The organism is Hydrocarboniphaga daqingensis (assembly GCF_900129825.1).
Classification (GTDB): Bacteria; Pseudomonadota; Gammaproteobacteria; order Nevskiales; family Nevskiaceae; genus Hydrocarboniphaga; species Hydrocarboniphaga daqingensis.
On record NZ_FQWZ01000002.1, the window covers coordinates 123,819 to 136,092 of the forward strand.

Genomic DNA, 12,274 nt, shown 5'->3' on the forward strand with positions numbered 1-12,274 from the left:
CAGTCTACTCAAGCGGCCGGCGCAGCGCAACGCCTCACTCGTCTTCGGTACGGCCGTCGACCTCAAAGCCACCTTCGTCGTCGACCCGCAAGCTGACGACGATCGGCCGGCAACAGACCGAGCAATCCTCGATGTAGGTCTGCGACCCGACCGACAGGTCCAGCTCCAGCGGGATCGATTCCCAGCAGTAGGGGCAGGTGATCGTGGCGTCTTCGAGCATGGCGTGGGTCCGGTGGCGGGGATCTACAGCAGCGTGGTCAACAGCGTGTTCAAGTGTTGCAGGCCCAGCGGCGTCGGTCGCAGGCCGGTGTCGTCGGCCACGACCATCGCCTGTGCGGCCGGGCCGGCCAGCGCGGCGCGCAGCACCGACGATGGCAGGCCGGTGCGCTGCTCGAACTCATCCCAACCGAAGCCGGCGTCGAGCCGCAGCGCGTTCATGCAGAACTCGAATACGAGCTCGCCGGCCGAAACGATGCGGTCTTCCTGAATCATTTCGGCGCTGCCGGCCGTGTCGAGATAGGCCTTGGGGTGCTTGTGGCGCGCGCGGCGGCGCACGCCGGCACTGCCACTGAGCTTGGCGTGGGCACCAGCGCCGAGCCCCAGGTAATCGCCAAAGCGCCAGTAGTTCAGGTTGTGACGGGCTTGCCGCCCGCTGCGGGCGTAGGCGCTGACTTCGTAGCGGGCGAAGCCGGCGGCGGCCAGGCGCTGCAAGCCCTGCTGCTGCATCGTCCACGCCTCGTCGTCGGCCGGCAGCGGCGGCGGCCGCGCGGCGAACTCGGTGTTGGGCTCCAGCGTCAACTGGTAATACGACAGATGCTCGGGCTCCAGCGCCAGCGCGGCGGCCAGGTCGGCGTCGGCCTGCTCCGGCGTCTGCTCGGGCAAGGCGAACATCAGGTCGAGATTGAGGTTGTCGAAGCCGGCGCGGCGCGCGACAGCGACCGCCGATCGCACCGCGTCGGGGTCGTGGATGCGGCCGAGCCGCTTGAGCTGGGCCGCGTCCATCGACTGCACGCCGATCGAAAGCCGGTTGATGCCGGCCATGCGGTAATCAGCAAAATGCGCCTCGTCGATCGTGCCGGGGTTGGCTTCGAGCGTGATCTCGATGTCGTCGGCAAACGACAGCCGCTGCGACAGCGCCGCCAGCAATCCGCCGAGCGCGCGGCCCGAGAACAAGCTCGGCGTACCACCGCCCATGAAGATGCTGCGGATCGGGCGCTGCGGCAGATCCGGATGCTGGTCGAGGTCGAACGCTAAGTCGCGCAGCAGCGCGTCGATGTAGGCGGACTCGGGCACGTCGCCGCGCAGCGCGTGGCTATTGAAGTCGCAGTACGGGCATTTGCGCACGCACCACGGAAAGTGCAGATACAACGACAGCGGTATGCACGCCGCTTCCAGCGGCGGCGGTGCTGGGTTCACCCGCCCGCCTGCTGCAGCGCGGCCAGCAGCACCGTGATCGCCTGCGCCCGGTGGCTGACCTGATTCTTCAGCGCCGCACTCATTTCAGCGGCGCCGAGCTGGTGCTGCACGTCGAAAAACAGCGGGTCGTAGCCGAAGCCGCCGGTGCCGCGCGGGGCCTCAAGAATGCGGCCGGACCAGCAGCCTTGTGCGATCACCGGCACCGGGTCGCCGGCATGGCGCAGGAAGGCCAGCAGGCTGACAAAGCGGGCGCTCCGCTGTTCCGGCGGCAGCCCGGCCAGTGCGTCGAGCAGCTTGGCGTTGTTGTCGGCATCACCGGCGCGCGGGCCGGCATAACGGGCCGACCAGACGCCCGGCGCACCGTTGAGTGCGGCGACTTCCAGCCCGGAATCGTCGGCCAGCGCCGGCAAGCCGGACGCGCGCGCCGCATGACGCGCCTTGATCAGCGCGTTTTCGACGAAGGTGCCGGCCGTTTCGTCGGGGACCTCGTCGGTGAATTCGCTAACCAGATGCAGCGTCCAGTGCAGCGGCGCAAGCAGCGCCTGCATTTCGACGAGCTTGCCGGCATTGCGGCTGGCGAGGACGACGTCCATCGCCCGGCCTAGCCGGCCAGCGCCTCGCGCTGCGCCGCCAGCAACTCGCCGATGCCCTTGGCGGCATAGTCGAGCAGCTGATTGAGCTCGTCGCGGCGGAACGCGTGACCCTCGGCCGTGCCCTGCACTTCAATGAAGTGGCCGGCCTCGTTCATCACCACGTTCATGTCGCATTCGCAGCCGGAATCCTCGGCGTAGTCGAGGTCGAGCACCGGCGAGCCGGCGTGGATGCCGACCGATACGGCCGCGACCTGGCCGTGGATCGGGTTCGTTTTGATCTGGTTTTTGCGGCGCATCGCGGCCACCGCGTCGACCAGCGCGACATAGGCGCCGGTGATTGAGGCGGTGCGCGTGCCGCCGTCGGCCTGCAGCACGTCGCAGTCGACCGTGATCGTGTAGCCGGCCAGTGCCGACAGGTCGACGACCGCGCGCAGCGACCGGCCGATCAAGCGCTGGATTTCCTGCGTGCGGCCGGACTGCTTACCCTGCGCGGCTTCGCGGCGGCCGCGCGTATGCGTGGCGCGCGGCAGCATGCCGTACTCGGCCGTGACCCAGCCGCCGTCCTTCTTCCAGGCCGGGCCGCGCTCTTCGACGCTGGCGGTGCACAGCACCTGGGTATCGCCGTAGGCGATTAGCACCGAGCCTTCGGCGTGGCGCGTGAACGAGCGGGTAATGCGGATCGGACGAAGCTGGTCGGCAGCGCGACCGGAATGACGGGGCACGGTTGGCGCCTCCGGTAATGATGGGCGCGGATTATAGCGCCGGCCTCGCCGGCCGCTGGATGCGCGCCAGCATCAGGCCCAGCCAGATCGCCAGATACAGCAGCGGCTCGCGGATGTCGCTCTTGACCAGCCAGAAGAAGTGAATGCCGCCGAGCAGCACGGCTGGATAGACCAGCTTGTGCAGCTGTACCCAGCGCCGTTTCAGGCGCCGCTGCCAACCGCGGGTCGACGTCAGCGCCAGCGGCAGCAGCAGCAGCCAGCCGGCAAAGCCCAGCGTGATGTAGGTGCGCTTGACCAAGTCGTCCATCAGCTCCGACGGCGACCACTGCAGGTCGAACGTCAGATAGATGACCAGATGGACGCTGACCCAGAACCAGCCCCACAAACCGATCAGGCGTCGCACCTGGATCGGCTCGGCGCGGCGCGTCAGCCGGCGCAGCGGCGTCATCGCCAAACCCAGCAGCAGCAAGCGCAGCGCCCACAGTCCAGTGTCGTGCTCCAGCGTCTCGACCGGATTCGGACCCAGATCGCCGCTGACGATGTCGCGCGCCAGCAGCACCGCCGGCAGCAGGCCGAGCAGCCATGCGACGGCGCGCCACGCGGTCAGCGGGCGGACGATCGCCGCGCGCATCGTGGTCAGGAGAATTGGCGCAGGTCCATGCCCGCGTACAGCGGCGCCACTTCCGGATAGCCGTTGAACATCAGCGTCGGCCGCTTGAACAGCTCACCCAGACGGCGCTCGCTGCGCTGGCTCCAGCGCGGGTGCTGCACGTCGGGATTGACGTTGGAATAGAAGCCGTACTCGCTGGGCTGCAGCTTGTTCCAAGTCGTCGGCGGCATCTGCTCGACGAAGCGAATGCGAACGATCGACTTGATGCTCTTGTAGCCGTACTTCCACGGAATCGTCAGCCGCAGCGGCGCACCGTTCTGGTTGGGCAAAGTCTTGCCGTACATGCCGACCGACAGGAACGCCAGCGGATGCATCGCCTCGTCGATGCGCAGGCCCTCGACATAGGGCAGCTCGATGCCGGCCCAGCGCGCTTCGGGCATCTGCGCCTTGTCGTACAGCGTCTCGAAGGCGACGAACTTGGCCTTCGAGGTCGGCTTGAAGCGCTTGAGCACATCGGCCAGCGGCACGCCGTCCCAGGGCACGACAATGCTCCAGGCCTCGACGCAGCGATGGCGGTAAATGCGCTCTTCGATCGCGTGCGGCTTGAGCAGCGCGTCGAGGTCGATCGTGCCAGGGGCCTCGCATTCACCGCTGATCGCCACGGTCCACGGCCGCGTCTTCAGCGTGCCGGCATTGCGCGCCGGATCATCCTTTCCGGTGCCGAACTCGTAGTAGTTGTTGTAGGTGCTGACCGTTTCGATCGGCGTCACCGTTTCGCCGCCGGCGCGCTCGCTGCGCTTGCCCACGGTGATCGCCGCGCCCGCGATGGCCGGTGCCGGTGCGTCCTTGGCTTCGCTGCAGCCGGCGGCCAGCAAGCCGACCGCGCCCAGGCCCATATCCGCCAGGAAGCGACGGCGGTTGCGGTAGGTGCTCTCGGGCGTGATCTCGCTGGAGCGGACGGCAGACGGCGCGGGAATTCGGATCAGCATGGTGACTCCAGGGGACTGCGACTATCGACTGCAGCATGCGGCAGAGGTTCTGCCGTTACCATAAGACTTGAACGTTTAGATACGAAACGCGGACGGATAGCGATGCAAGGCGACACGGCAGCACACGATGACCGGATCGAGGCTTTGGCCGAGACCTTCGAAATGCTCGGCGACTGGGAGGAACGCTATCGCTACCTGATCGAACTGGGGCGCAAACTGCCGCCGCTGCCCGACGACGAACATAACGACGCCAACAAGGTCAACGGCTGCATGAGCCAGGTCTGGCTGCAGAGCGAGGCGCTGCCGGGCCCGCCGCAGACGCTGCGATTCCTAGGCGATTCAGACGCCCACATCGTCAAGGGTCTGATCGCGCTGCTGTTCGAGATCGTGTCGGGCCGCACGCCGCAGCAGATTCTCGACACCGACGTCAGCGCGGTGTTCACCCGACTCGGGCTGGAGAATCACATCACGATGAACCGTCGCAACGGCTTTTATTCGATGGTGGAGCGCATCCGCCGGCTGGCGGCCAGCGCCGCCCAGGCGGACGCCCGCTAGCGAGCCACTGCACTACACTGGTCCCTCATGCCTGCCGGGACCCGTGCCATGGACATCTTCGCCGTCGTCGTACTCGCGTTTTTCCTGGTGACGTTGTGGAAGGGCGTCGTGATCGTGCCGCAGGGCAAGGAATTCACGATCGAGCGCTTCGGCAAGTACCGCGCGACGTTCGAGCCCGGCCTGCACTGGATGATTCCGTACGTCGACAGCATCGGCCGCAAGCTGTCGATGATGGAGCAGGTGCTCGACGTGCCCAGCCAGGAAGTCATCACCAAGGACAACGCGATGGTCGGCGTCGACGGCGTGGTGTTCTTCCAGGTGCTCGACGCCGCCAAGGCCGCGTATGAAGTCCAGCAGCTCGAATTCGCGGTGATGCAGCTGACGATGACCAATCTGCGCACCGTGATGGGCGCGATGGATCTGGACGAGCTGCTGAGCCAGCGTGACCACATCAACGCCAAGCTGCTCAGCGTGATCGACGGCGCGACCACGCCTTGGGGCTTGAAGGTCACGCGCGTCGAAATCAAGGACATCCGGCCGCCAGCCGATCTGGTGGCCTCGATGGCGCGGCAGATGAAGGCCGAGCGCGAGAAGCGCGCCAACATTCTCGACGCTGAGGGCTTCCGTCAGGCGGCGATCCTGAAAGCCGAAGGCGAGCGCAACGCCGAAATCCTCGGCGCCGAAGCGAACAAGGCCGCTGCGGTGCTGGAAGCCGAAGGCCGCAAGGAAGCCGCGTTTCGCGACGCCGAAGCGCGCGAGCGCACTGCACAAGCTGAAGCCGAGGCGACGCGCATGGTCAGCCAGGCGATCGCGGCCGGCGACGTGCAGGCGCTGAACTACTTCATCGCGCAGAAGTACGTCGAGGCGCTCGGCAAGATCGCCACCAGCCCGAACGAGAAGCTGGTGCTGATGCCGCTGGAAGCGGCCAGCGTGATCGGCGCGATCGGCGGCATCGCCGAGTTGGCCAAGAAGGTGTCGTCCGGCAGCGCCTCGGCACCGCGCTGATGGACCTGCCGATGAACCTGCCTACGATCGAGTTCTGGCATTGGTGGATCGCCGCGTTGCTGCTGCTGGTGATCGAAGCGCTGCTGCCCGGCGCGGTCTTTCTGTGGATGGGCATATCGGCCGCGATCGTCGGTGCCTTGCTCGGGCTGTTCGGCATCGGCTGGCAAGCGCAGCTGATGCTGTTCGGCCTGCTGTCGCTGGTCAGCTTCATGGCCTACCGTCGCTGGGCACGCGCCCAGCCGGCCGCGCCGAAGTCGACGCTGAACCGTCGCGGTGATTCCTACGTCGGTCGTGACTTCACGCTGACCGACCCGATCGTCAACGGCATCGGCAAGCTCAGCGTCGACGACTCTCAGTGGCGCATCACGGGCCACGACGCACCGGCCGGCAGCCGGGTTCGCGTCACCCGCGCCGATGGCGTCACACTGCATGTGGAGCGCCTGAGTTGATCTCCGCACGGCCGACGCGCTTGTGCCCGGGGATTTGCCGACTTCTATAATCTGGTTATGTGACGGAACTCTCGTTTCGTCTCGTCTGGCCACGGGGACGGCCGACCATCATTCGATCTATGGACGGACGCCGCTCTCGGGGGAGTCATGGCTCGCAGGTCCGTGGTCGTTTCGCTGGCTGCATTGCTGGTCGCTGTTCCGTTACCCGCATTTGCGGCCCGCACGGTCATCAACGAGTTGCAAGCCGGCCAGATCATCGACGGCCAGCTCGATGAAACCGACGCCAGCTCGCTGCTCGGCGTGCCCTACGACGTCTATCACCTGGTCGGCACACCGCCGGATATGGTGCTGACGGTCGCCGCTGACTCCGCCGATGTCGACCTGAGCGTTTCGGTGAAATTCGTGAACGCCGGCTGGACCGCGGGCGATCTGCTGTCGCTCGGCGAAATAGGCGGTGGCAACGGGGCCAGCGGCGGGATTGAGTTGGTGGGCCCAGCGGATCTGCTGATCGAAGTGCGCTCGGCCAACGGCAAGAAGTTCGGCGCGTACTCACTGCGTGTCGAGGCCGTTGACCGGACTGATTTTTACCGCGTGCGCGCCGCGCGCCAAGCACTCAGCGGCGATGCCGGCGACATCGCGACGATCAAGCGGCCGAAGAACATGCCAGAGCCGGCCGTGGTCGTCGATGCGCCGGCCGCTGTTGCCTATCCGCCATTCCCGGCGCTGGCGCCGGTCCCGGGCTTCCCACAGTTCGAGCAGGCGCGCGCGCTCTACAACGAGCTGACCGCGCCGGACTGGAAGCCGGCCATCCAGACGGTAGGCCTTGGCACGGTCATCGACGCGACCGGCATACCGGTCTCGCGCATCAACGGATTGGCGTTCTGCGAGGGACGCAAAGGGCCGGTGGAAGTGCGCTATCTGCCCGTCGCCGGCACGCAGCGCCAGCTCACGTCGTTCCGAGCACGCGAGGCGGATTGTGGCGGCGGCGCCAGCGGCAGTGTCGACGGCCTTTACACGTTCTCCGATGGCAGCACCTTGATCGGCAAGGTATGGCTACGCCGTAATGACCTGCGCGTGCGCGCGATCGGCCCAGTCGTCGTGTGGACCCGCGACGGCCTGATCGCCGGCACCGCTGCGGCCGACATGACGGTGACGCCGCTCGCGGTGTGGAACCCGGCCAGCGGCATCGTGCTCGCTGCGCTCGACGGTGGCACCACGGCCAGCAAGACCGCGATACCGGGGCGGCTGATCTACCCAGGCCTCGGCGCGATCGACGGCCAAGTCCAGGCCGGGCGCTTCCTGCCGCCGAGCGAGGCGCACTTCGTCGCCGAAGACGGCACGTACCAAACCAGCGGTCTGATCGTCGAAAGCAAGGGCGCGCCGCAGGACGCAGTGCGGCGCAACCCGATCGACGGGGTTGCCGCTGACGCAATCACCTGGCTGCTGACCGGGCTGACGCGCATCGAGACCACGACGACTACCGTGCTCGGCCCGGCTGGAGCCTACCTGTACCACGGTACGCTCGAGGCGGGCGCGCTACCGGCCGAAGCGAGGCCGGAGCCGGCGACACTGGCTCGGCATGCGCTATCAGCGGCCGATTGCACGATCAGGCCGAACCTGCCGATTGGCTGGCTGCCATGGGGGCCGAATTGCGCCACCACGCCCGATCGTCTCGACGCCTGGTCGATCGACGGCCGCTACCGGCTGCGCTACGTCGCCGACTTGCCGGTGCGGCTGCAGGAGATCGCAGCAGATCGGCCCGGACACGTGACGAGCGAATGGCGAGCGGCCGAATTCTCCGCCGACCGCATACCGACGGTAGTCGGCAGCGGCGAGCTGTGGCGCAACGATCAGCTGGTGTATCGCGGCGTATTCGAAGGCCTGCTGCCCAACGGTGAAGGCGAATGCAGCGGCGAGATGCCCGATACGACTGAGCCCTGCACGTTTCTGAGCGGCGAGCGTATCGACGCGATCCATCTGGCGCGGATGGAGCAGAAGAAGCTCGACGACGGCCGCAGCGCCGCCACCGCCGCACGGATCAAGGCCGAGGCGGACGAAAAGGCGCGGCTGCAACGTATCGCGCAGCAAGAGGCGCAGCGTCAGGCTGAAGCCAAGGCTGCGGCGCAACGCGCCGCCGCCCAGCGTGCGGCGGAACTCGAAGCGCAGCGCCGCGCCCAGCAACAGGCCGAAGCCGAGAACGGATTCCAGTGGGGCAAGCTCGCTGCGATCGCCACCGGCGCCGTGCTCGGCGGCGCTGGCAGCCTGGACTCCGGCACGCAGGCGCAGTTGTTGATGGGCGCGGTGCAGGACAGCATGGGCGGCGTCGACGGCATGTCCAGCACCAGCGCCGCGATCGGCTCGGCTGGCGGCGGATCCGGCATCGGTTCGGCGTTGAGTCCGTCAGCTGCTGGCGGTGGTGGTGGCGGCTTCGCGACGCGATCGAACACGTTGATCGGCAGCACCGCTTGTGCCGGTTACAGCAATGACAATTACAAGGAATTCTTCGCATCCAACAGCGACGGCCCGGATGTACAGCTGCACACGATGTGCGCCGCTGCATTCAATTACTACGCGATGTATCTGAACGCGATCAAGCAGGGTTATAGCGAAGCGCAGTGCAACCAGACCTATGGCGCGTTCCAGCAGGCGGCTTCGGTGGCGACGAACTTCTACGAATCCACGCGCACTCGCTGAGGCAAAGCAGCCGTCCGGTTGGCTGCCATCCCCCGTTCGCGCGACGGGTCGGGTGGGCGCTGACACGCCCGCTACCGTTTTGCGGTTATCGTTAACGATAACCCCAACAGCGGAGCGATCGCATCAAGCCTTCACCTGAGAGCGACCTCGACGCGGCGCTGCATGCCGCGCGCGACGGCATCCACAACGCGCTGACCGCGACGCGCGAGACGCTGTACACGATCGGCGAGGAGATCGCCCACGCGATCACGCACGGCTTGGGCGCGGTGCTGGCCATCGTCGGGCTGTGCGTGCTGGTCGCGCGCTCGGCGGTCTATGGCGATATCTGGCACCTCGTCAGCAGCAGCGTGTTCGGCGCCACGCTGGTGATGATGTATGCCGCGTCGACGCTGTATCACAGCATTCCGCTGCCCCGCGCCAAGCATGTACTGCGGATCATCGACCACTCGACGATCTACCTGCTGATCGCCGGCACTTACACGCCGTTCACGCTGGTGACGCTGCACGGTGTCTGGGGCTGGAGCCTGTTTGCGTTCACGTGGGGGCTGGCGATCGTCGGCGTGCTGTTCAAGCTGGTCGCCACCGGACGTTACGAAAAGCTGTCGGTCAGCGTGTATCTGCTGATGGGCTGGTGCGTGCTGGCCGCGATCAAGCCGCTGTATCACGCGCTGCCCACGGGCGGGCTGTTGCTGTTGCTCGCTGGCGGCTTGAGCTACAGCGGTGGCGTGGCGTTCTACACCTGGCAGTCGCTGCGCTACCACCATGCGATATGGCACGTGTTCGTGCTCGCCGGCAGCATGCTGCATTTCTTTGCTGTGCTGTTTTACGTGATTCCGAGCGCGCGGTCCTAGCGCGACAGCAGGCTCCTACGATGGCGATCCCGGAATATGCAGCGGCGGCCGACAGTCCTTATCGTGCCTCGTTCGACGGCCGCTGGTTGATCGCGCGCTCACCGACGCACGTCAACAATCCGGCCAGCAAGGTCGAACGCGAAGCCTTGCTCGCCAAGCGCGTCACCGAGCTGTCGGAACTGCAGCAAGTGCTGCGCGCCGATCGTCGCCATGCCTTGCTGCTGGTGTTTCAAGCAATGGATGCCGCGGGCAAGGATTCGACGATCCGAGCAGTGCTCACCGGTATCGACCCCGCAGGCTGTTCGGTGCAGGCATTCAAGCGCCCGTCGGCCGAGGAACTGGACCATGACTTCTTATGGCGCAGCACCGGCCGGCTGCCGGCGCGCGGCCAAATCGGCGTGTTCAACCGCAGCTACTACGAGGAAGTGCTGGTGACCCGCGTCGATCCGTCGCTGTTGCAGGCGCAGAACCTGCCGTATCGCCCACCGGGCCGCACGCTTTGGAAACAGCGCTATCGCTCGATCCGCGATCATGAGCGGCACCTGGCCGCCAACGGCACGATGGTGCTGAAGTTCTTCCTGCACGTGTCGCGCGAAGAGCAGCGACAGCGCTTGCTGGCGCGGCTCGATCAGCCAGAGAAAAACTGGAAGTTCGAAGCCGGTGACCTCGGCGCCCGCGATCGCTGGGACGACTACCAGCAGGCGTATCAGGACGCGATCAACGCCACGTCGCGACCCTGGGCGCCGTGGTACGCGATACCGGCCGACAGTAAATCGACGATGCGCTTGATCGTCGCCGACATCGTGGTGCGCAGCTTGCGTGGGCTGGATCTGCGCTACCCGCAACTGGACGAGCCTGCTCTGAATCAACTGTCGGCTTTGCGACATCGGCTTGCCGACTGAGTAATTGCCCCCTTGCGGTGACGGGCGCTTTGCTGCGTAGCATTGATTACCGGCGAACCTCTCGCCGCACATCAGTCAGGGGTGGATGCGATGAGTAACAAGGGAATGCTTCAAATCGCCGGTGGGCTGCTGCTGGCAGCCGTGTCGTTGACGGCCACCACCGCAGTCGCGGGCGGGCGGCCCGATCTGGTTCAGCTGGGCCTGCAGCAACAGCGACCCTACGCCAGCGGTGAGCTGCTCGTGCAGTTCATGCCGGGCACGCGTGCGCAGCAGAAGCTGGCCGCGCTCAAGTCGATCGGCGGCAGCCGCGCCGAACTCGTCGCCGCCAGCAGCCGGCGTGCGGATCGCAAGGGCGATCTGGAGCTGGTGCGGATTCCGAGCGGCGTGGCAATGGGCACCGCGCTGGCGGCGCTGGCGCGCAGCAGCGTCGTCGAATTCGCCGAGCCGAACTGGATCTACCAGCACACCGCCACGTCGAACGACGCGTTCTACGTCAGCAACCAGCTGTTCGGCATGTACAGCGCCACGTCGACGCCGGCCAATGTCTACGGCAGCCACGCGGCCGATGCCTGGGCGGCCGGGCATACCTGCAACGCCAACACGTACATCGGCGTGATCGACGAAGGCATGATGCGCACGCACGAAGACCTCGGCGCCAACACCTGGGTCAATCCGTACGAGACCGCCGACGGCATCGACAACGACGGCAATGGCTATGTGGACGACTTCTACGGCTGGGACTTTGCGGGTGGCGACAACAGCACGTTTGATGGCGTCGGCGATGACCACGGCACGCACGTGTCCGGCACGATCGCTGGCGTTGGCGGCAACGGCATCGGTGTTGTCGGCGTTTGCTGGACGGCCAAGCTGATCTCCGGCAAGTTCCTCGGCAACCGCGGCGGCACCACGGCCAACGCGATCAAGGCGGTCAACTACTTCACCGACCTGAAGACCCGCCATGGTCTGAATATCGTCGCCACGAACAATTCCTGGGGCGGCGGCGGGTTTTCGCAGGGGCTTGAAGATGCGATCGTCGCTGGTGGCAACGCCAACATCCTGTTCGTCGCATCCGCCGGCAACAGCACCGTCGACACCGACGTCAGCCCGCAGTACCCGGCCGGCTACGACAGCGATGTGATCGTGTCGGTCGCGTCGATCACGTCGACCGGCGCGCTGTCGAGCTTTTCGAACTACGGCCTGACGACGGTCGATATCGGCGCGCCGGGCTCGAGCATCAACTCGACGGTGCCCAAGCGCACGCGCGGCGGTGTCGGCTCCGGCTATGCCGCCTACAGCGGCACGTCGATGGCGGCGCCGCACGTCACCGGTGCCGCTGCGCTGTATGCGTCGACGCATCCGGGCGCCACTGCGCTGCAGATCAAGCAAGCCATTCTGGCGTCGGCCACGCCGACCACCTCGCTGGCCGGCAAGACGGTCACCGGCGGTCGACTGAACGTCGGCGGCTTCTAGCGCACAGCAAAAAGGCCG

The 12,274-nt window shown here is 66.5% G+C and carries 13 protein-coding genes; 7 read left to right on the forward strand and 6 right to left on the reverse strand.

What is annotated here, in order from left to right; translation table 11 throughout:
- Positions 1 to 34 precede the first annotated feature (34 nt).
- Genes BUB09_RS03610 through msrP form a run of 6 tightly spaced genes read right to left on the reverse strand, consistent with a single transcriptional unit; the run spans position 35 to position 4,330 of the window.
- On the reverse strand, positions 35 to 220 hold the full coding sequence (locus tag BUB09_RS03610; RefSeq protein WP_072894355.1) for a CPXCG motif-containing cysteine-rich protein: 186 nt from the start codon (positions 218 to 220) through the stop codon (positions 35 to 37).
- Between the two features lie 23 nt (positions 221 to 243).
- Positions 244 to 1,416 (reverse strand): radical SAM family heme chaperone HemW, encoded by a 1,173-nt coding sequence (gene hemW, locus BUB09_RS03615; RefSeq protein ID WP_072894358.1) that lies wholly within the window; start codon positions 1,414 to 1,416, stop codon positions 244 to 246.
- Positions 1,413 to 2,009 carry an RdgB/HAM1 family non-canonical purine NTP pyrophosphatase gene (rdgB, locus tag BUB09_RS03620; protein WP_072894360.1) on the reverse strand — a complete coding sequence of 199 codons (597 nt, stop codon included), beginning with the start codon at positions 2,007 to 2,009 and terminating at the stop codon, positions 1,413 to 1,415. The genes hemW and rdgB overlap by 4 nt, the downstream gene beginning before the upstream one ends.
- An 8-nt stretch (positions 2,010 to 2,017) precedes the next feature.
- Complete coding sequence (gene rph / locus BUB09_RS03625) at positions 2,018 to 2,731, reverse strand: ribonuclease PH (protein ID WP_072894362.1); 714 nt, start codon at positions 2,729 to 2,731, stop codon at positions 2,018 to 2,020.
- Between the two features lie 31 nt (positions 2,732 to 2,762).
- Positions 2,763 to 3,362 (reverse strand): protein-methionine-sulfoxide reductase heme-binding subunit MsrQ, encoded by a 600-nt coding sequence (gene msrQ / locus BUB09_RS03630; protein ID WP_072894365.1) that lies wholly within the window; start codon positions 3,360 to 3,362, stop codon positions 2,763 to 2,765.
- Positions 3,363 to 3,367: 5 nt separating this feature from the next.
- Positions 3,368 to 4,330, reverse strand: coding sequence for a protein-methionine-sulfoxide reductase catalytic subunit MsrP (msrP, locus tag BUB09_RS03635; RefSeq protein WP_072894367.1), 963 nt, complete (start codon positions 4,328 to 4,330; stop codon positions 3,368 to 3,370).
- A 102-nt stretch (positions 4,331 to 4,432) separates the two neighbouring features.
- On the opposite strand from msrP, the gene BUB09_RS03640 reads away from it, so the two are divergent.
- The 7 genes from BUB09_RS03640 (at position 4,433) to BUB09_RS03670 (ending at position 12,256) form a co-directional block, all read left to right on the forward strand.
- Complete coding sequence (locus BUB09_RS03640) at positions 4,433 to 4,885, forward strand: SufE family protein (RefSeq protein ID WP_072894369.1); 453 nt, start codon at positions 4,433 to 4,435, stop codon at positions 4,883 to 4,885.
- 48 nt (positions 4,886 to 4,933) lie between these two features.
- Entirely contained in the window at positions 4,934 to 5,890 is a 957-nt protein-coding gene (locus BUB09_RS03645) for an SPFH domain-containing protein (RefSeq protein ID WP_072894372.1), read from the forward strand.
- An 11-nt stretch (positions 5,891 to 5,901) separates the two neighbouring features.
- Complete coding sequence (locus BUB09_RS03650; RefSeq protein WP_072895387.1) at positions 5,902 to 6,339, forward strand: NfeD family protein; 438 nt, start codon at positions 5,902 to 5,904, stop codon at positions 6,337 to 6,339.
- A 147-nt stretch (positions 6,340 to 6,486) separates the two neighbouring features.
- Positions 6,487 to 9,033, forward strand: coding sequence for a hypothetical protein (locus BUB09_RS03655; protein ID WP_072894374.1), 2,547 nt, complete (start codon positions 6,487 to 6,489; stop codon positions 9,031 to 9,033).
- A 233-nt stretch (positions 9,034 to 9,266) separates the two neighbouring features.
- Positions 9,267 to 9,884, forward strand: a complete 618-nt coding sequence (gene trhA / locus BUB09_RS03660) for a PAQR family membrane homeostasis protein TrhA (RefSeq protein ID WP_366486129.1) — start codon at positions 9,267 to 9,269, stop codon at positions 9,882 to 9,884.
- Positions 9,885 to 9,904: 20 nt separating this feature from the next.
- Positions 9,905 to 10,786, forward strand: a complete 882-nt coding sequence (locus BUB09_RS03665; protein ID WP_084083141.1) for a PPK2 family polyphosphate kinase — start codon at positions 9,905 to 9,907, stop codon at positions 10,784 to 10,786.
- Between the two features lie 90 nt (positions 10,787 to 10,876).
- On the forward strand, positions 10,877 to 12,256 hold the full coding sequence (locus BUB09_RS03670) for a S8 family peptidase (protein WP_072895391.1): 1,380 nt from the start codon (positions 10,877 to 10,879) through the stop codon (positions 12,254 to 12,256).
- Positions 12,257 to 12,274: the final 18 nt, after the last annotated feature.